At 65.7% G+C, this 18,767-nt stretch carries 19 protein-coding genes; 8 read left to right on the top strand and 11 right to left on the bottom strand.

The annotated features are described in order from the left end of the window. Positions 1–71: 71 nt before the first annotated feature. Together ACW2Q0_RS03465 and ACW2Q0_RS03460 are read left to right on the top strand one after the other, a co-directional pair. Positions 72–272 (top strand): hypothetical protein, encoded by a 201-nt coding sequence (locus ACW2Q0_RS03465; RefSeq protein WP_457185937.1) that lies wholly within the window; start codon positions 72–74, stop codon positions 270–272. Positions 273–585: 313 nt separating this feature from the next. After that, positions 586–1,365, top strand: coding sequence for a metallophosphoesterase (locus tag ACW2Q0_RS03460; RefSeq protein ID WP_457185935.1), 780 nt, complete (start codon positions 586–588; stop codon positions 1,363–1,365). Here ACW2Q0_RS03460 and ACW2Q0_RS03455 read toward each other — a convergent pair. Continuing rightward, the gene (locus tag ACW2Q0_RS03455; RefSeq protein WP_457185933.1) at positions 1,362–1,607 is read right to left on the bottom strand and encodes a hypothetical protein; all 246 of its coding nucleotides are present in this window, start codon (positions 1,605–1,607) and stop codon (positions 1,362–1,364) included. The two genes, ACW2Q0_RS03460 and ACW2Q0_RS03455, sit on opposite strands and share 4 nt — an antisense overlap. Before the next feature lie 26 nt (positions 1,608–1,633). Between ACW2Q0_RS03455 and ACW2Q0_RS03450 the strand changes: the two genes are divergently transcribed. The 5 genes from ACW2Q0_RS03450 to ACW2Q0_RS03430 all read left to right on the top strand — a co-directional run bounded on the left by ACW2Q0_RS03450 (position 1,634) and on the right by ACW2Q0_RS03430 (position 7,559). Further along, on the top strand, positions 1,634–3,100 hold the full coding sequence (locus ACW2Q0_RS03450; protein WP_457185931.1) for a flavin-containing monooxygenase: 1,467 nt from the start codon (positions 1,634–1,636) through the stop codon (positions 3,098–3,100). A gap of 62 nt (positions 3,101–3,162) precedes the next feature. Further along, positions 3,163–5,277, top strand: a complete 2,115-nt coding sequence (locus ACW2Q0_RS03445; protein WP_457185929.1) for an ABC transporter ATP-binding protein — start codon at positions 3,163–3,165, stop codon at positions 5,275–5,277. Continuing rightward, positions 5,277–6,014, top strand: a complete 738-nt coding sequence (locus tag ACW2Q0_RS03440) for an energy-coupling factor transporter transmembrane component T family protein (protein ID WP_457185927.1) — start codon at positions 5,277–5,279, stop codon at positions 6,012–6,014. Before ACW2Q0_RS03445 ends, ACW2Q0_RS03440 begins: the two co-directional genes overlap by 1 nt. 18 nt (positions 6,015–6,032) lie before the next feature. After that, the gene (locus tag ACW2Q0_RS03435) at positions 6,033–6,701 is read left to right on the top strand and encodes a hypothetical protein (protein WP_457185925.1); all 669 of its coding nucleotides are present in this window, start codon (positions 6,033–6,035) and stop codon (positions 6,699–6,701) included. A 210-nt stretch (positions 6,702–6,911) separates the two neighbouring features. Beyond that, complete coding sequence (locus ACW2Q0_RS03430) at positions 6,912–7,559, top strand: ammonium transporter (protein ID WP_457185923.1); 648 nt, start codon at positions 6,912–6,914, stop codon at positions 7,557–7,559. 55 nt (positions 7,560–7,614) lie between these two features. Here ACW2Q0_RS03430 and ACW2Q0_RS03425 read toward each other — a convergent pair whose 3' ends face one another. From ACW2Q0_RS03425 to ACW2Q0_RS03400, 6 genes are all read right to left on the bottom strand, one after another. Continuing rightward, positions 7,615–8,856, bottom strand: a complete 1,242-nt coding sequence (locus tag ACW2Q0_RS03425; RefSeq protein ID WP_457185921.1) for a lipase family protein — start codon at positions 8,854–8,856, stop codon at positions 7,615–7,617. Between the two features lie 376 nt (positions 8,857–9,232). Beyond that, on the bottom strand, positions 9,233–9,412 hold the full coding sequence (locus ACW2Q0_RS03420) for an antitoxin (RefSeq protein ID WP_457185919.1): 180 nt from the start codon (positions 9,410–9,412) through the stop codon (positions 9,233–9,235). A 91-nt stretch (positions 9,413–9,503) separates the two neighbouring features. Then, positions 9,504–11,813: an ATP-dependent DNA ligase gene (locus ACW2Q0_RS03415; RefSeq protein ID WP_457185917.1), complete on the bottom strand. Its 2,310-nt coding sequence runs from the start codon at positions 11,811–11,813 to the stop codon at positions 9,504–9,506. Positions 11,814–11,864: 51 nt separating this feature from the next. Further along, positions 11,865–12,164 (bottom strand): antitoxin, encoded by a 300-nt coding sequence (locus ACW2Q0_RS03410; protein WP_457185915.1) that lies wholly within the window; start codon positions 12,162–12,164, stop codon positions 11,865–11,867. 34 nt (positions 12,165–12,198) lie between these two features. Beyond that, positions 12,199–13,341 carry an MBL fold metallo-hydrolase gene (locus tag ACW2Q0_RS03405; protein WP_457185913.1) on the bottom strand — a complete coding sequence of 381 codons (1,143 nt, stop codon included), beginning with the start codon at positions 13,339–13,341 and terminating at the stop codon, positions 12,199–12,201. Then, a complete protein-coding gene (locus tag ACW2Q0_RS03400; RefSeq protein WP_457185911.1) occupies positions 13,342–14,067 on the bottom strand; it encodes an enoyl-CoA hydratase in 726 nt (241 codons plus the stop codon). It abuts the gene before it with no gap. Positions 14,068–14,157: 90 nt separating this feature from the next. On the opposite strand from ACW2Q0_RS03400, the gene ACW2Q0_RS03395 reads away from it, so the two are divergent. After that, a complete protein-coding gene (locus ACW2Q0_RS03395) occupies positions 14,158–15,285 on the top strand; it encodes an NAD(P)-binding domain-containing protein (protein WP_457185909.1) in 1,128 nt (375 codons plus the stop codon). A gap of 6 nt (positions 15,286–15,291) precedes the next feature. Here the strand turns inward: ACW2Q0_RS03395 and ACW2Q0_RS03390 are convergent, their stop codons facing one another. The 4 genes from ACW2Q0_RS03390 to ACW2Q0_RS03375 form a co-directional block, all read right to left on the bottom strand. Continuing rightward, on the bottom strand, positions 15,292–16,146 hold the full coding sequence (locus ACW2Q0_RS03390) for an aldo/keto reductase (RefSeq protein ID WP_457185907.1): 855 nt from the start codon (positions 16,144–16,146) through the stop codon (positions 15,292–15,294). A gap of 92 nt (positions 16,147–16,238) precedes the next feature. After that, the gene (locus tag ACW2Q0_RS03385) at positions 16,239–17,759 is read right to left on the bottom strand and encodes a carboxyl transferase domain-containing protein (protein ID WP_457185905.1); all 1,521 of its coding nucleotides are present in this window, start codon (positions 17,757–17,759) and stop codon (positions 16,239–16,241) included. Positions 17,760–17,809: 50 nt separating this feature from the next. After that, positions 17,810–18,412 carry a GTP-binding protein gene (locus ACW2Q0_RS03380; RefSeq protein WP_174414979.1) on the bottom strand — a complete coding sequence of 201 codons (603 nt, stop codon included), beginning with the start codon at positions 18,410–18,412 and terminating at the stop codon, positions 17,810–17,812. Further along, on the bottom strand, positions 18,393–18,767 hold the full coding sequence (locus tag ACW2Q0_RS03375) for a DUF742 domain-containing protein (protein WP_040686485.1): 375 nt from the start codon (positions 18,765–18,767) through the stop codon (positions 18,393–18,395). Before ACW2Q0_RS03375 ends, ACW2Q0_RS03380 begins: the two co-directional genes overlap by 20 nt.

The raw sequence follows: 18,767 nt of genomic DNA, 5'->3' as shown, positions 1-18,767 counted from the left end.
CCGAGCACCTATGCCGGAGAAGCGCCCCGATCTCGCCGCTGGGCCGCGCCCTCGCCACGGCGGAACTGCCCGTGCTCGACCGGCACGGCCTGACCATGCGGGGCTATGTGGTCCCGCTCGGACTCGACGACGAACCCGTCTACACCCAGGCCGCACTGGCCAAGAAGATCCGCACGGACAAGACCCCGCATCATCGGCACCCTCGACGAACTTCAGCAGCGCGGCCTAATCCGGCGCGATCGGCGATCCGACCGACCGCCGCGCCCGCCTGATATCACTCACTCCGACTGGCCGAACCACCCGCGACCAGGTACAACGCGATATCCAAGAGCCGGAGAACCGCCTGCTGTCCCGGCTCCCCGCCGCCCGTCGCACGGTGTTTCTGCAGACGCTGTGGGAGTCGGTCGTCGAGCCGCCGAGCTGACTCGGTGTGCCCGCGACCACTTCCGACCCCGCGGCCTTCTACCGGTGGTCAGTCTCATGGCGACGGGTAACCCGCAGGTCATCTAGCCTGAAGAGGTGTCGGCACACGATGTCGGCACGGTCTGACGCATTGGAGCGATCCCCCAGAGAAAGCGAACGCGGATGATCCTGGTGGCACAGGTCAGCGATACCCATTTCGATCTCGGCACCCGCAATGCCGAACGCGTCGAGCGGGTCATGGCCTATCTCGCCGATCTGCGACGCAGGCCCGATGCCATTCTGGTGACCGGCGATATCACCGATTCGGGTAAACCCGAGCAGTACGCCGAGGCGCGCGTCGCACTCGAGGCCGATGTCCCGGTCTACGCCCTACCCGGCAATCACGACGACCGTGCCGCCTTCCGGACGAATCTGCTCGGCGAATCCGCCTCGACCGCGCCGGTCAACCACGCTCACCGGGTCGGCAATCTGACCGTGGCCCTGCTGGATTCGAGTATTCCGGGCGAATCCGGCGGCCGTCTCACCGAGGAAACCTACGACTGGCTGCGCGGCGTACTCGCCGGCGCGCCCGCCGACGCACCGATACTCCTCGCGGTGCATCATCCGCCCGCGCATCTGTTCAGTCCGGTCATCGATGACATCGCACTGGCCGAACCCGAGAAATTGGCCGAGGTGGTCGCCGCTGACGAACGCATTGTGGGCGTGATCACCGGACATGCCCACTCCGCCGCCACGACCACCTTCGCGGGCCGCCCGCTGCTGATCGCACCGAGCACCGCATCCGTACTCGGCGGGGAGTGGGAACTGGAACTGCCCGACCACGTCATGGACTACGCGCCGGATCCGGCCGTCGCGCTGCATGTCGTCGATGAAAATCACCGCATCACAACGCATTTCCGTAGTGTCGCGATGGGCGGCTGGATCGGCGTGCAGCCGAATTAGTGACGTACCGTCGGTTCGCGGCGGTAGGCGGCCGGTGTCGCGCCGATCCAGCGCGTGACGGCGTAGATGAAGGTGCGGGATCCGGCCATGAGTGCCACGCCGGCGATGCCGCGCGGAAAGTTCCAGGCGCGGATGCCCGGATCCGGCACCCGCTCCACAGCGGAAATTACGGCCGAAAATCTCGATAAGCCGACCCGATATACGAGCGACACCGCCGCGAGCAGTCCTAGAGTGGAACTCATCTACAGTGCTGTGAGGAGTGCCACATATGACGGCAGGCGAGCGGCTCTCGGTCCTCATCATCGGTGCCGGTTTCGGCGGCATCGGGATGGCAATTGAATTGCGGCGCAACGGTTTCGACGATATTACGATCCTGGAGCGCGGCACCGACATCGGCGGGGTCTGGCGGGAGAACACCTATCCGGGCGCCGCCTGCGATGTGCCGTCGCCGCTGTACTCGTTCTCGTATGAACCCAAGCCGGACTGGCCGCAGCGCTACTCCGGACAGGCCGCCATCCACGACTACCTGCGCGGCGTCGCCCAGCGGCACCAGCTGCTGGAGGCGATCCAGTTCGGCGCCGAGGTGACCGACGCGGAATTCGACGACGGCTCGGGCCGCTGGACCGTGCGGACCGAGGACGGCACGGCCCGAACCGCCGATGTGCTCATCTCCGCGGTCGGCCAATTGTCGCGGCCCGCCCTGCCGAACATTCCCGGCATCGACACCTTCACCGGCCGCTCCTTCCACTCCGCCGAATGGGACCATGGTGTGGAGCTGACCGGTAAACGCGTCGCCTGCATCGGTACCGGCGCCAGCGCCATCCAGTACATTCCGGCGATCCAGCCGCAGGTCGAACACCTCACACTGTTCCAGCGCACACCGGCGTGGGTGCTGCCCAAATTCGATACCGACTACACCCCGATCCAGCACAAACTCTTCGCGCGCCTGCCCGGCGCCCTGCTCGTCGAACGTTTCGGCTGGTGGGCCATCACCGAATTCATCGCACTCGGCCTGGTCGAATTTCCGTGGATCGCACGGGGGGTCGCGCAGATCGCGGCGAAACATCTGGAAGAACAGATCCCGGATCCGCAACTGCGCGCCAAACTCACCCCCGACTATCCGATCGGCTGTAAGCGCGGCCTGTTCTCCAACGACTACTACCCGGCTCTGCTCGAATCGAATGTGCAGGTAGAGACGACCGCGATCGCCGAAATCGTGCCCACTGGCGTGCGCACCGCCGACGGCACGGTGCACGAGGCGGACGTGATCATCTACGGCACCGGATTCAAGGGCACCGAATTCCTCTGGCCCATGAATATCTACGGCCGCGCGGGACACAAACTCGCCGATGCCTGGCAGGGCGGCGCACACGCGTACTACGGCATCACCGTGCCCGACTTCCCGAATCTGTTCCTGGTCTATGGACCGAATACCAATCTCGGCGTCGGCTCGATCGTCTACATGATCGAATCGCAGGCCCGCTACATCCGCCAGGCCGTCCAACTGCTCGCCGCACGTCCCGGCCACGTGCTCGAGGTGCGTCCCGAGGCGGAGGCGCGATTCGATACCGCCGTCCAGGAGCGCCTCGCGCGCACACCGTGGAACTTCTGTTCCAGCTGGTATCGCACCGCTTCGGGCCGGATCACGAACAACTGGCCGGGGCGGCAACTGGCCTATCGGCGTCGCGTCCGCAAACTCGAGTTCGCCGATTACAAGCTCGTCCGCGTCGCCTGACGCTCGAGCTCTCCACAGACAGACCACACGAACTCTGCACAGGATCCTGGCAGACTTGTCCCGTGAGTGATGTGTCCGCCCGCACCATCGAGCGCGCAGCGCTGCGCCCGATCGAATTGGCGGTGGGCGCGGTGCTCGGTGGCGCCACCGTCGCGCTGGTCACCGTCGGCGCGCTGATTCCGATCGCCGCGGCACTGCAACTGGTCGCGGCGGTGCCGCTGGCGATGATCGCGCACCGTTATCGGCTGCGCGCCCTGATCACCGCGACCGGTGCGGCCGTGCTTGTCTGCTTTGTCGCGGCGGGCCTCGTACCCGCATTCAGCATTCTCAGCTCGGCCACCATCGCGGGCATCATCGGCACGGTCAAGCGCCGACGCGGCGGGTTGCCGGCCGTGCTCGGATTATCGGTACTCGCCGGTCTCGGCTTCGCGGCCTTCGCCGTCGGATCGCTGCTGGTGCTGTCCCGGAGCCGGGATCTGCTGTTCGACACCATCCGCAGCACCGCGCAGGGCCTGGAGCGGACGGTGGCGCGCCAGCCCCAACTGGAACCGCTCGGACGCGGGATCGCCGATGCCGCGGATGCCGCGATCCGCTGGTGGTGGGCCCTGATCGGCGGCGGTGTACTGGTTGGCCTCATCGCTACGGCGGTGATCTCCTGGTACGTACTCGGCTCGGTACTCGACCGTCTGGCCTGGCTGCCCAGCCAGGACCGGCTCGACGCACCACCCGACGACCGCCCCGTCGCCCCATTGCCGGTGCGGCTGCGCGAGGTCGGCTTCCGCTATCCGGGCGCGGCGCTGGATGCGCTGTCCGGAATCGATTTGGGGGTCGATATCGGTGAATTCGTGGCCATTGTCGGCCACAACGGATCCGGCAAATCGACGCTGACCCGGCTGCTCGCCGGATATCCACCGACCACCGGCAGTGTGGACCGACCCGGCGCGGCGGGCCTGGGTCACCTGGGTGGCACCGCACTGGTACTGCAGCGCCCGGAGAGTCAAACTCTCGGCGTGCTCGCCGCCGACGATGTGGTGTGGGGTTTGTCCACCGAACTCGCGGCCGCCGTCGATATCGACGGCCTGCTGCACGAAGTCGGCCTGGACGGTATGGGCGATCGCGAGACCGCGACCCTGTCCGGCGGTCAGCAGCAGCGGCTGGCGGTGGCCGCGGCATTGGCTCGTCGCCCCGCCCTGCTCATCGCCGACGAGGCCACCGCGATGATCGATCCGGACGGTCGCCGCGATCTCGTCGCACTCCTGGCCGAATTGCCCAAACGCCATCCGATGGCGGTGGTGCTGGTAACCCATCACGAAGCCGACGCGGCCGCCGCCGACCGGGTGGTACATCTGGCCGGCGGCCGGACCGTGGCGCGAGTGCCCGCCTGGCCGCGACCCGTCGGCGGTATCCGCCGCCGTCCGCTGGGCGAAACCATCCTGCGGCTGAGCGCGGTCCGCCACACCTATAACCGCGGAACACCATGGGCCGCACCGGCTCTGCACGGTGTCGACCTGACCGTCCGACGCGGCGAGGCGCTGCTCGTGGTGGGCGGCAACGGATCCGGTAAATCCACGCTGGCCTGGATCATGGCCGGATTGATCGAACCGAGTTCCGGCTGTTGCGAATTGAGCGGTAAGCCGGTCGCGAAACAGATCGGCCGGGTGGAATTGGCGTTCCAGCACTCCCGGCTGCAGCTGCAGAAACAGACGGTCGGCGACGAGATCGCGGACTGGGGCGGACGTGCCACGGGATCCGGCGCGGTCGGACGCGCACTGGATGCGGTGGGGCTGGACCGCGCACTCGCCACCCGCTCCATCGAACAACTCAGTGGCGGCCAGGCCAAGCGCGTAGTGCTCGCGGCCATTGTGGCCAGCCACGCGCCGGTCGTCGTGCTCGACGAACCGCTGGCCGGACTCGACCCGCAGGGCCGCGCCGAAATCGTGGAACTACTTGCCCGTCTGCGTGATTCCGGACTCACCCTGATCGTCATCTCACATGACGTGCACGATATGGCCGCGGTCTGCGACCGGACCGTCCATCTCGAGGCCGGACGCATTCTGGAGACCGATCCGATCCGCGATACCGCGAACGCGCCCGCGCACCAACGGGATTCCCGCGCGACCATATCGGATCCGCGCCCGGGTAATCCGGCGTGGCGACTCGGGAACGGAGGTCGATGATGAGCGCGGTGTTGTTCCGCGAGGTGCCGGTTTCCAGTCCCGTGCACAGCCTCTGGGCCGGAACCAAGATTATCGGGGCGTTCCTGATCAGCGTGGTCCTGATGTTCTTGCCGTCCTGGCCGGTGCTCGGCGTGATGGTCGCATTCCTGATCATGATCGGCGTGGTGGCTCGGCTGCCGCTGAGCACACTGCCGCGCTTGCCGTGGTGGTTCTGGGCCGTACTCGGTATCGGGGCGTTGCTCAACGTTCCAGTCGGCAGCGAATCTGTGGTGCGTTATCTCAATGTCACGGTGTTCGGCCTGATCCTGCTCGCCGCATCGTTGCTGATCCCCTGGACGACCCCGATGAGCGATATCGCCCCCGCGCTGGCCAAACTCGGTGCCCCACTGCGCAAATTCCGGGTGCCGGTCGACGAATGGGCCGTGGTCATCGCGCTGACGTTGCGCGGACTTCCACTGCTGATGGACGAGCTCCGGGTACTGCGGGCGGCACGCCGACTGCGCCCGAAGGACGGCCTGTTCAATCGCGCCGCCGACAATCCGCTCGTCGATATCCTCACCGCCGCCATGGCGGTATCCAGCCGCCGGGCAACCGAACTGGGCGAAGCTATCACCGCGCGCGGCGGCACCGGTCAGCTCACCGCCCGCCCGAGCTCACCCGGACGCAATGACGCGATCGCGCTGACAATTGTTGTCGCGGTCTGCCTCGGCGCTGTCGTCCTCGATCTCCTGACCTGATCGGCGATACTTGCCGCTGTGCCGGACCAAGACGAGGTGCCTGCCTGGCTGCGCAAGACCGAGGGGGAGTCGCGCTGGGCCGCGACGCTCGCCGTACTGGTGATCGTGGTCTTGCAGGTCGCGCCGCCGGAACTCCGACAGCAGCCCGCCTGGCTCGTGCTACCCGTACTCGAGGTCCTGTTGCTCGGTGTGCTGGTGGTGGCGAATCCGTTCCGGCTCAACCGGGAAGAGCGTTGGCTGCGCAATGGCGGCCTGCTGCTGACCGGGCTGTTGAGTCTGGCCACGGCGGTTTCGGCGGGTCGTCTGGTATTCCGGCTGGTCGATGCGACCCTCACCGATCCGGTGATAATTCTGCTCTCGGGCGGTGCGGTCTGGTTGACCAATGTGGTGGTGTTCGGACTCTGGTACTGGGAGTTCGACCGCGGCGGCCCCGCTGCGCGCGCGCATGCGCGAAAGCCGTTGCCGGACTTCCTGTTCGTGCAGATACAGAATCCGGAGCTGACCGAACCCGACTGGGAGCCACAGTTCGTGGACTATCTCTATCTGGCGTTCACCAACGCGACGGCTTTCAGCCCGACCGATGTGATGCCGATGTCGCGGTGGGCGAAAGCGACGATGATGCTGCAATCGGCGATCTCCTTGGTGCTGGTGGTCTTGGTGATCGCGCGCGCCATCAATGCAATGTAGCGAATGGATAGCGAAGAGCTATAACAAGATTCGTCACGTTAGCAACCCCATACCCCAAAAAGCATTCCGCTAAACCTTTTGGACGCGTACTGTCTCCTCGGAGTGCGTTCTTTAGATCACATCGTGGCTCTGCACGGGGTTCGGGGGAGGATTTTCCTGTGCGGAGCGTTGCAACAGCTCGCAACTACTGATGAAGATTGGACCACCGCAATGATTCTCCGCAAGATTGCCGCTGCCGCAGTGCCGATCGTCGCCGCCGTCACGGTCGGCGCGGGCACCTCGTATGCGCAGCCGGGTCCCGCGCCCGTACCCGATATCGGGTACGAGGCAAAACTGGTGGACGACAACAAGATCGTCACCACACTGACCAATGGCTCCTTCCAGATGTCCGCCAACGCCGTGGATATCAAGGACATCGCGGGCCATACGGTGCTCACGCTGCCGCTGTCGTTGCGACAGGACGGTCTGGAATTCGCACTGCCGCATGAGATCCGCGACGCGGGCAAGGTGCTGGAGCTGACCGCAGTCAAGGACTACACGCAGGCGCAACCGGCGGCGATGCCGATCGCCTCGCCGCGCGAGAACCTGCGCGCGCAGGATAACTTCCTGTCCCAGTTCGGCCTTGCCACCGCCATCGGCGGTTTCCTCGGCACGGTGATCGGTGCCCTGGTCGGGCTCACCGGCATCATCGGCGGACCGACCGTCATCGCCAGCGTCATCGCGGGCGCGGGCATCGGCGGCATCATCGGCACCACCGTGGTCGGCGGACCGGCACTGATCATCGCGGGCATCGATCTGATCAACACCCTGGGCGCCGAGCCCAACACCACCAAATGGCAGGACGCGCCCGCCAAGTAGGATCGCGGAAACGCATTCCGGACCGCGGGGCGCGACGAATCGTCGTATCTTTTGTTTATCGTTCGTGGCAGCCGGGCGCTACCGGAACACCCGCGAAGCGATCAGCGAGGAAGTCCATCGCACCAGGCGCCTCACCGATGGCTGACACATTGTGTCCCGGCAGTGCCGAATGCACCGAGGTCAGATCGGCCCCCTGCGCACAGTAGCGATCGACGAGATCGGTGAAGCCCGCGACGGGGACCACATCGTCGGTTGTGCTGTGGTAGAGGTACATCGGCATGGTCGGTGCACTGCCGCCCAGTTCCTGCCGTTCGGTCGCCGCCCGAAATACCGGATGGAACAGCACACCGGGCACCGCAGCGAAATCGTCCACATGCGCATTGACGTACTTGACGATGAAATCCGGAGCACAGGCCGAAGCATCCTCGGCCAGGGCAGTACGACCGCGTTCGTTGAGCAGTTCCGGCACACCGGAATCCGGCTCGTTCTTGGCGATCGCGATCAAGACGAGCATGGCCAGACCCGCTTGCACGGTGCCATCGACACCGTGGGCCATGGCGGGCCAATCGGCGGGCACCCCGCCCGAGGTGATCCCGGCGAACTGGATATCGGGCGCGTACTCCGGTTGTATCTGGGCCGCCCACAGCGTCGCGAAGGCACCGCCCGAATAGCCCCACGCCCCAATGGGACTCGCCGGACCGACCCCGTCCGGCGCGAGTGCGCGCGCCGCCCTGATGCCATCGAGCACCGCATGGCCCGCATTGACGCCCTCCAGGAATCGGGAATCCGGTCCCTCGTAATCGCTGGCCACGACCGCCCAGCCGCGGCGCAGTGCCTCGGCGATAAACGGTGTATCGAGATAGGTATTCACCCCGCCGAGATCCCACCCGCCTCGCAGCGCGTACGACGGCGCGCAGCGGGTATCGAGACTGTCCTCGGCGATCTGGTACGACAGCAGCGGCCGCTGGCCGGGGCCGAACCATGGCCAATTCGGCACCAGGACGGTGGCAATCCCCGCGCTCGGCGCGCCGATCGCATCGTTGGTCCGGTACTGCACTTGCCACGCCGAAACCGGAAGCGGCAGACCGTACAACGCGATCGAGCGCGTCCGCAGCACCGCACCTGCGGGCTGCGCATCCAGTTCTATCGGTGCGGCGTAGAACGGATCCTGATCTGGCGGCGGCACCGCCCGGGCGACGGGCACTGGGGCGAATGCCACGACCGCGAGCGCGATCAGGATCGATAGAATGCCGGATCTCCGGCTACCGCCGACGAATGGTGCGTACCAAATCTTCACCGCGGCCTCCATTCCGACGCGGCGCGACGCACAATGCACCGGGAACGCGTCGGCGCCGATTTCGCCCGGCCTCGAATATCACTACCGTACTGCCTGATCAGAGGCCCAGCAACGGGCATCGGCGGGCATCGACAACGCCGTGCCTGTCCGATTTCCGACATGGATACAGGGGGACCGAGCACGCCTGGACGCGCTTCGAAAGTGGCTATCGCGCATCCGAATCATCGTCGGGCCGTACCCCGAATGTGATCGGTACCGAAATAGGAGTGTGACCATGCGGCACGGCAACGGACTGGACAACCATCATCCCGTTACGGGCCCGCGAACAGAGCTGACGGGAATGGCGGATCGGCACACCCGGTCCGCCATCGGCGATTCAGCTGTCCTTGCGGATGGCTTTCTTGGCGGCGTCCTGCGCGGCGTCGACCTGGTTCGCGAACTTGCCGTCGGTCTGCTTGTCGACGAGATCGCCCAATTTATCGATGGCGGTATCCACCTTGTCCGCGTTCTGCTGGGCCAGGTCCAGGGCCTTATTCGCCAGCTTCTTGAAATCCACCGTGCACTCCTCGTTTTCGAGCCGACACAACCGCGAACAAACGATACCCAGCGAACCCCCCGATGACCCGGCAAACCATCAGCGACCACCGTCACATATCGCCTTGCCAGGACGGATGCCAGAGGCGGCCGGTCTCGGTCCAGTTCATGAAGCGCACGGTGCCGCTGAGCTTCGGGGTCACCCACACCGCGTCCACGCGTTCCTCGGCGGTGAGGTCATTATCGAACGGAGCCGTCTTGCGCTCCAGTTTGCCGAGCTTTTCGGCCAACTCCCGCATGACCGGCTCGCTGAACCCGGTACCGACCCGCCCGACGTAATACAGCCTGCCCTCGTGCGCAATGCCGACCAGCAGCGATTTGAAGTCGCGGGCATCGCTGCGCCGCCACCCGCCTATCAGCACTCGCTGGGTGCGCCAATTGCGCTGCTTGATCCACGAATGTCCGCGCTTACCTGGCAGGTACACCGAATCCTTGCGCTTGGCGACCACACCCTCCTGGCCCTGTTGCCGGCTGTAGCGCAGCGCTTCGGCGCCGGAGCCGTCCAGTCGCGGCGGCACCCGCAGTGACGGTGCGTTGGTCGCGATCGCATCCAACACTCGGCGGCGATCCGAATACCGTTTGCGGATAAGGGAAGTCCCGTCCAAATACAGCACATCGAAGGCCACGAAGACCGCGCGCGCCGCATCGGCCTGTAGCAGACCGATATTGGCGACACCGTGATCATCGAACACCACCGCCTCACCATCGAGCACCACAGTGTGTCCGGCCAACTCCTCGGCCAGCACCGCCATACCCGGATAGCGTTTGGTCACCACATTGCCTGCCCGGCTACGCAGAGTCAGTGCCCCGGAATCTATTTCGGCGATCAGCCGGAAGCCGTCCCATTTGGTTTCGAAGCACCACTCGATGTCATCGAGTTCGGCGACCGCACCGGGCGTGGCGAGCATCGGTTGCAGACCGCGTGGAAAGGGTGCGGGCCCGGTCGGCCTAGGCACGATGAACGTGGCTTCAGGTCCGACCGGACCACTGGACACCCGGTCCGCGTCCGCCTCGGCCGGATTCTGATCGCGCATGAGATGCATCAGCCATTGCGTGCCATTGGTTCGGATCATCGCGTAGCGGCCGCGCAGCCGCTTGCCGTGAAAGGTGACGATGACCTCGTCCGCACGCCATTTCTCGGTGTCGTAGGTGCCGAAATCCCAGATGGTCATCTCCCCCGCGCCGTACTGCCCCTTCGGAATCGCACCGTGGAAGTCCAAGTACTCCAACGGATGATCCTCGGTGTGCACGGCGAGCCGGTTCTGATCCGATGAAATCGGCGGCCCCTTCGGCACCGCCCACGACACCAGCACACCGTCGCGTTCGAGCCGCACATCCCAATGCAGCCGCCGCGCATGGTGTTCCTGGACGACAAACCGATTATTCGCCCCCGGCGTGGGCGTTTCGGACGGCACCGGTTCCGGTGTCGCCGAGGCATCGCGCATCGACCGGTATTTCGTCAGCGCATCACCGGTCGACCCGGGCGGATCCAACTCGGCGAGCAGATCACCATCATCGCGCCAGCGGGCGAGCACCTCGTCGAAGCGCAAGTGCCGCAACTTCTTCCGACTCTCCAGCTCGGCCCAGGTGCGCGGTGCGGCCGCATTCGGCTCGGTGCGGCCGCGCAGCGAATACGGTGCGATGGTGGTCTTGGACGGATTATTCTGGCTCCAGTCCAGGAAGACCTTCCCGCCGCGCGCCGATTTCGCCATCGTCGCGGTGACCAGATCCGGATGCAGCTTTTCGAGATTCGTCGCTACCTGCTTGGCCACGGTGGAGGCGCCGCCCGGACTCAACTCCCGATCCAACGGCACATAGATGTGAATTCCCTTGCTACCACTGGTAACCGGAAAAGCGTGCAGCCCGATGCCCTCGACCATCTCGCGCACCGCGAGCGCGACCCGAGCGCATTCGGCCAGCCCCGCACCGGGCCCCGGATCCAGATCGAAGACCAGCCGGGTGGCGTAGCCGATCTTGTCACCGTCGAAACGCCATTGTGGCACATGGACTTCCAGCGCGGCCTGCTGTCCGATCCAGGCCAGCCCGGCCTCGGAATCGATCACCGGATAGACGACCTTGCGGCCGGAGTGTTCGATGGTGTGGCGCTCCAGCCACGACGGTGCGTGTTCGGCGAGATTCTTCTCGAAGAACGACGATTCGTCTACGCCGTTGGGCCACCGCTTGCGGGTAACCGGTCGCCCGGCGATATGCGCAAGCATCGCGGGAGTGATGGCCGAGTAATAAGCGATGACCTCGCCCTTGGTGGTTCCGGTGGCCGGATACAGCACCTTGTCGAGGTTGCTCAGCTCAACCTCGATGCCCGGCCGGCCCGGGCCGCCACCGAATTTCCGGCGGGTCACCATAAATGAATTTTAAGGGCGGGGACCGACCGATACCTGGTCCCCACCACCGGATCAGGCCGGCGGCTGTCCCGGCTCTTCGGGCTTGGATGTGGGCGGCTCTTCCGGAGCCGGCGCGGGCGGTTCCGGCGCGGGCGGTTCTGGCGCGGGCGGCTTCGGCGCGGACTGATCCGTCGGAATCGCGTTCTTGGCGGCCTGCTTGCCCTTCTCGATCTTGTCGTGGTACTTGTGGCCGGTCTTGTCGTCGAGGAACCCACCGGCCCTGTCAACCGCTTCGTTGATCTTGTCGGCGTTCTTGGCCGCCGCTTCCTTCCCCTTGCCGACCAGGCCTTTCAGGGTATCCGCGAGATTCATGCCTGCATTCCTTCCTGTCGACGATCCGAGGTACTCACCCAATATCCTCCCACCAAGAATCCCGACTCGGCACGTCATCAGGGTCGATGCGCTGGCCGGGCATCGGCACCGCCACCGCGGTCCCCGCCGCCCGCGCCGCGTCGACCATCCGGCGTACCGGCTCCGACCACCCGTGGAAGGCCAGATTGAAAGTCGCCCAGTGGATCGGCACCAACAGTCCGTGTCCGGGATCGCCGACGCCCAGGTCGGCGTGAGCCAGGACCGCCTCCTCCGGGTTCATATGCACATCGGGCCAAGCCTCGTCATAGGCCCCGATCGGCAGGAGAGTCAGATCGAACGGTCCGAGTGCCGCACCGGCCTGCGCGAAAGCCTTGGTGTATCCGGTATCACCGCCGAAGTAGACCCTTCGCGTCGGGCCGATGATCGACCAGGACGCCCACAGGGTGGTGTTGCGCATCAGACCGCGTCCGGAGAAGTGCCGCGCCTCGGTACAGGTGAGCACCAGATCCGTGCCATCGCGCTCGCGGCCCAGTGCGGCAAGGGAAACCGAACCGCCCCAATCCAATTCGACGATCCGATGTTCGGGTACACCCCAGTGCCGCAGATGTGCGCCGATGCCGATCGGCACCAAGAAGGGCGCGGCCTGCCCGATCACCAACTGACGGATCGTCGCCTTGTCCAGATGGTCGTAGTGATCATGGGAGATCAGTACGGCATCCACCTGCGGCAGCTGCGACAGCGGTGTCGGCACCGGATGCAGCCGGGCCGGACCGACCAGCGCGGACGGCGAGACCCGTTCGCTCCACACCGGATCGGTGAGAATCCGGTATCCGTCGACCTCGATGAGCGCCGATGCGTGCCCGTACCAGGTGACCGCGAGATCTGCGGCCTCGGCCGGCACATCGGGGGTGGCCAGCGGAACCGCATTGCGCGGGCGACCGGCATTACGCCGGGTCAGTGCCGACAACAGCAGGGACGGAGCGGCACCCGAGACGAACTGGGTGCTCGGCTCGGTGTTGTGGAACTGCCGATTGCGATAGCTCACCGCGCCGGTGGCATAGGGCTGAATGGCATTGATGGAAGCGCCGATCGCCGACGGGATACCCCACACCGCGCGCACCACCCAGGCGATGCCGAACGCACCGGAGGCAATGCCGACTATCTTCGTCAGCTTCATTTATCGCCCCACAAATTTCGCCGCACGTTTCTCTGCTCTGGCCAGCCGCCCCTCCTGGGCGTCCTGGCTGGTCCACGCCGCCTCCAGCGCCGCCCGCTGCTGCGTGCTCTCCGGATCCCGGGTGCCGTCATCGTTCAACTCCAACTTCAAATGCCGCAGCGAGAGCGGGGCCAGCTGGGCGATCGACTTGGCCCACGCCTGCGCGTCGGCCAGAGTGCCGAGTCGGTTGGCGAAGCCGAAGGAGTAGGCATCGGCGGCCGATACCGATTCGGCCCCGAGCAGGATGGTCCGGGCCGGGCCGCCGCCGATCAGCGAAACCAGCCGCCGCACGGTCCAGCGGTCGACAGTAATGCCCAGCTTGGCGGCCGGAATGGCGATATAGGCGTCGGGTTCCATGACCCGCAGATCCGCGGCCAGTGCGATCTGCACGCCCGCACCGAGCGCACCGCCGTTGATCGCCGCGATCACCGGAACCGGTACGGATTCGATGGTGTGCAGCATGTCGACCAGGGCCGCCAGGAATCCCTCCGAGTAGACCCCGGACAGGTCCGCGCCCGCGCTGAAGAGAGGTCCCCGACCGGTGAGCACAATCACCCTGGCATCCTCGGCGGCGGTCCACACTGCTTCGCGGAGCCGAGTGACGAGTTCGATGTTCAGCGCGTTACGCCGCTGCTCGCGCTGTAGTTCGATGGTGACGACATCACCGTCGCGGCTAACTTCGAGCATGCCTTCTCCCCAACTGACCGGTTCTAGTGGTTACATCAACTGTGCCACAGGTCGCGGCACATACCGACCGAGCCGATACGATCTCGGTTCGTGCCGACAGACTTCTCCATCCTGGTGATCGGTGCTGGTCAGGCCGGGCTGTCGGCCGGTTACCACCTGCAGCGCCTCGGATTGCGCCCCGAACGGGACTTCCTCGTGGTCGATCACGCACCCGGACCCGGCGGGGCCTGGCAGTCTCGATGGCCGTCGCTCACCCTGACCACCGTCAACCGGCTACACGACCTTCCGGGCATGTCATTTGCCGAGACCTTGCCACCTGATTCCGAAGCGGTGCCCGCGGCCACCGCGGTGCCGCGCTATTACGAGCTGTACGAGAAACGATTCGATCTACGGGTGCGCAGACCCGTCTCGGTGACCGTGGTCTGCGATCGCAATACCGACGGAACCCCATGTGCCGCGGGGCCGGATCTCGCGGCGGGGCGGGGCACGACGCTGAATGTCGAGACCGATACCGCGGGCACGATCGGGGTGCGCGGCCTGATCAATGGCACCGGCACCTGGGAGCATCCCTTCATTCCGCATTATCCGGGTGCGGAGACGTTCACCGGACGGCAACTGCACACCCACGACTACCGCACCGCCGATGAGTTCGGCGGCAAACATGTCGTCGTGGTCGGCGGCGGAGTGTCAGCGGTTCAGTTGCTCGACGAGATCTCACAGGTCACCACCACAACCTGGGTGACTCGACGCGAACCGGTATTCCGCGACGGACCATTCGCCGAGGCGGATGGCCGCGCCGCCGTCGCCATCGTGGAGGATCGGGTGCGACATGGCCTGCCGCCGGGTTCGGTGGTGTCGGTCACCGGATTGCGGCTCGACAATCGGCTGCGCGCCGCACAGGCCCGCGGGGCACTGCGGCGGCATCCGATGTTCGCGAGTATCGAACCGGAGGGGGTGCGCTGGGCCGACGGCTCGTTCCAGCACGCCGATGTGATTCTGTGGGCGACCGGATTCCGCAGTGCCCTGGACCATCTGGCCCCGCTACGCCTGCGCGGTCCGGTCGGTGGCATCACCATGACCGGCCGCCTCGCCACCCAGGTAGCCGTCGACCCGCGGATCCACCTGATCGGTTACGGCCCATCCGCGAGCACCATCGGCGCCAACCGAGCCGGCCGCGCCGCCGCCCGAGAACTCACGGCCTACCTCGGCCTGCGCTGAAATACTTCAGAGGAGCCCCATGGTGAAGTCGGTCGGATCCGGACCGATGCGGGCACCCTGGTCGAGTTCGTTGATGGCATTCATGTGATCTCCGGTGAGTTCGAAACCGAAGACGTCGAAATTGGCGGCGATGCGAGACGGGGTAACCGACTTCGGGATGACCACAATGCCCTGCTGGAGGTGCCAGCGGATAATCACCTGGGCCGGGGTGCGGCCGATCTCGCCGGCAATGGCGACGATGGTGTGATCGTCGAGCAGCGCGCCCTGCCCGAGCGGGCTCCATGCTTCGGTGGCAATGGCATTCGCATCGTGGAACGCGCGCAGCTCACCCTGGGCCAACCGCGGATGCAGTTCGATCTGGTTGACGGCCGGGATCTCGCCGGTCTCACCGATGATCCGCTCCAGAGCAGCGACGGTGAAGTTCGATACTCCGATCGAGCGGACCCGGCCCTGCGCCTTCAGCGTCTGGAAAGCCTTGAAGGTCTCGACGAAGCGATCGGCCTGCACCACCGGCCAGTGGATGAGATAGAGATCGAGGTAGTCCAGGCCGAGCCGAGCCATGCTGGCATCGAAGGCGCGCAGCGTCGAGTCGTAGCCCTGCTCGGAATTCCACAGCTTGGTGGTGACATATACCTCATCGCGCGGCAGCCCGGATTCCCGGATGGCACGGCCGGTGCCCTCCTCATTGCCGTAGATCGCGGCGGTATCGATGCTGCGATAGCCCGCCTCCAGCGCGGCGGTGACGACCGGCTGGACGTCCTCCGGCGGTACTTGGAACACACCGAAGCCGAGCTGCGGGATCACGTTCCCGTCGTTCAGCACGATCGAGGGAATGGCGCTGGTCTCGCTTTTGAAGGTCACAATCCGACCGTAGAAGTGCCGCGCCGAGTCGTCAACGAGGACCTCCGGTGTGTTGACCACTGGTTTATCGAAATTTGCCGCATTTGCGCTGGTTACCGGGGTTGATCAAGGCTTGGGAGGCCGAGGCGGCGATAGCGGGTATGGCGGGAAGCACGAATTTCGGCCAGCGGGCAGGTGCACAGCCCGGTGATTTCGTCGGCGATGGCGGCGACCATCCTGCGGGCGAATTCGACCGGTTCGTCGGCGGCGTCCGGAAATTCGGGGACGATGCGGTCGACGACACCGTCGGCGAGCAGGTCGGTGGCGCGGATGCGCTGCGCTTCGGCCAGTTCGGGGGCATGGTCGGTATCGCGGTGAACGATGGCACTCGCGCCCTCGGGCGGCAGCGGTGCGAGCCAGCTGTGCGTGGCGGCCAGGACACGGTCGGCGGGGAGCAGGGCCAACGCTCCGCCGCCGGTGCCCTGACCGAGCAGCACCGATACGGTCGGGGTCTGCAGAGTCACCAGATCGGCTATGCAGCGGGCGATTTCGGGGGCGAGCCCACGCTCCTCGGCCTCCTTCGACAGGGCAGCACCGACCGTATCGATCACCAGGACCAATGGCAGCCGCAATTCCTGGGCCAGTGCCATACTGCGCCGGGCCTCACGCAACGCGGCGGGACCCATGGTGTGCTCACCCTGCTGACCCGAGCGGTCGTGGCCGAACACAATGCACGGCTGTCCCCGAAATCGGGCCAGCGCATGCACGATGGTGCGATCGGATTCGCCCTGACCGGTACCGCTGAGCGGAACCCGTTGCGTCACATGGCGTAACAGGTCACGGATACCGGGACGCGTTGGGCGGCGCGAGATCCGAACCGATTCCCAGGCCGGAACATCCGGTGCCGCCTGCACGATCGCATGCCCGGGTGCGGCCCAACCGGATTCCGCCGCAACAGGATCCGCCACACCGCTGAGCACACCCAACGCACGATGCGCGACCCGCCGGAACACCGCAACCGGCAGTACGCCGTCGATCACGCCACTGCGGTACAGATTCTCCGCAACCTGCACGCCCTCCGGAAAATCCCTGCGGTACAACGCTTTATAGACGCGTGGACCGAGAAAGCCGACGAGGGCACCGGGTTCGGCAAAGGTGATGTGCCCCAACGAACCCCAGGACGCGAAGACGCCGCCCATCGTGGGATTGCGCAGATAGACCAGATACGGATGACCGGCAGCCTTGTGCACCGCGACCGCACCCGCGATCTTCACCATCTGCACGAAAGCGACAGTGCCCTCCTGCATTCTGGTGCCGCCGGAGGTCGGGGACGCGACCAGGGGCAGCCCGAGTTCGGTGGCTCGCTCAACCGCCGAGACAATGCGCTCGGCCGCGGCCACCCCGATCGAACCCGCCAGAAACCCGAACTCGCAGGCGATTACGGCCACGCGTCGACCACGCAGCAGACCTTCGCCGGTCAGCACGGCTTCATCGGTGCCGGCCGCCAGCTCCGCCTTGCGCAGCTCCACGCGATACCGCGGGGATGCGGCCACCGTCACCGGTGGCCGGTCCCAGCTGATAAACGAGTCCGAGTCGAGCAGTTGCCCGAGCAACTCCCGCGCCGAAATCCTCATCGAGCGAGCTTAGCCACTCGATTCGGGGCCGACGCGGTAAGCGCGAACGCTCAGTAGCCCTGCATTACCTTGCGTAGGGCGTACTCGGTGAGCGAGACCAGAGCCTGCTTGGCCGGCTCGCGACGACGAGCGTCGATCGACAGGATCGGCACATCCGCAGGCACTGCGAGCGCCTGGCGGATGTCCTCGATCGGATACCGCGGTGCGTCGTCGAATTCGTTGAGCGCAACCAGGAACGGTAGATTGCGCGCCTCGAAGTAGTCAACAGCCGCGAAGCTGTCCTCGAGTCTGCGGGTGTCGACGAGGACCACCGCGCCGATGGCGCCGCGGATCAGGTCGTCCCACATGAACCAGAAGCGGTACTGGCCCGGTGTACCGAACAGGTACAGCACCAGATCGTCGGCCAGACTGATCCGGCCGAAGTCCATCGCCACCGTGGTGGTCGACTTCATCGGAATGCCGGTCAGATTGTCGATTCCGGTACTGGCATTGGTCACCAATGCCTCGGTGCGCAGCGGAACGATCTCCGAGACGGCACCCACCAACGTGGTCTTACCGACACCGAAGCCGCCAGCGACCACGATCTTTGCCGAAGTCGGCTTGCTGGTGCGCGTATCGACCTGTGCCGTCGAATCAAATACGCCGGAGTCCACTGAGAACCCTTTCGATCAGCTCGCGACGTTCATCGTCGCTGGAATCGTCTTTCAAAGTCGCCGAAACTCGCACATGCCCGGCCTCGATGAGGTCGGCCACGAGCACGCGGGCCACCCCGATGGGAATACCCAAACGCGCTGCCACTTCAGCAACGGACGGCGATTCTCTGCACAACTCCACGATGGACGTCTCGATGTTGGTCAGTTCGAACTGCCGCTCCAGGGCGACCGGATGCGATGCGACAAGCGCCTCCAACGCCAACTCGACCGCGGGCCTGGTACGGCCCGCAGTCAAGGAGTATGGGCGAACGAGACTCGGCTCGGCGCTCCCCATGCGGTGATCGTCTATGTCCAT

The organism is Nocardia citri, from assembly GCF_054065835.1.
The sequence above is the reverse complement of the archived record's forward strand: the minus strand, read 5'-3'. Positions and strand labels throughout refer to the sequence as shown.

Coding starts and splice junctions, on each gene's coding strand:
- ACW2Q0_RS03460 (WP_457185935.1), top strand. CDS start 586: ATGATCCTGGTGGCACAGGTCAGCGATACCCATTTCGATCTCGGCACC.
- ACW2Q0_RS03455 (WP_457185933.1), bottom strand. CDS start 1,607: ATGAGTTCCACTCTAGGACTGCTCGCGGCGGTGTCGCTCGTATATCGG.
- ACW2Q0_RS03450 (WP_457185931.1), top strand. CDS start 1,634: ATGACGGCAGGCGAGCGGCTCTCGGTCCTCATCATCGGTGCCGGTTTC.
- ACW2Q0_RS03440 (WP_457185927.1), top strand. CDS start 5,277: ATGAGCGCGGTGTTGTTCCGCGAGGTGCCGGTTTCCAGTCCCGTGCAC.
- ACW2Q0_RS03430 (WP_457185923.1), top strand. CDS start 6,912: ATGATTCTCCGCAAGATTGCCGCTGCCGCAGTGCCGATCGTCGCCGCC.
- ACW2Q0_RS03415 (WP_457185917.1), bottom strand. CDS start 11,813: ATGGTGACCCGCCGGAAATTCGGTGGCGGCCCGGGCCGGCCGGGCATC.
- ACW2Q0_RS03410 (WP_457185915.1), bottom strand. CDS start 12,164: ATGAATCTCGCGGATACCCTGAAAGGCCTGGTCGGCAAGGGGAAGGAA.
- ACW2Q0_RS03405 (WP_457185913.1), bottom strand. CDS start 13,341: ATGAAGCTGACGAAGATAGTCGGCATTGCCTCCGGTGCGTTCGGCATC.
- ACW2Q0_RS03400 (WP_457185911.1), bottom strand. CDS start 14,067: ATGCTCGAAGTTAGCCGCGACGGTGATGTCGTCACCATCGAACTACAG.
- ACW2Q0_RS03385 (WP_457185905.1), bottom strand. CDS start 17,759: ATGAGGATTTCGGCGCGGGAGTTGCTCGGGCAACTGCTCGACTCGGAC.
- ACW2Q0_RS03375 (WP_040686485.1), bottom strand. CDS start 18,767: ATGGACATAGACGATCACCGCATGGGGAGCGCCGAGCCGAGTCTCGTT.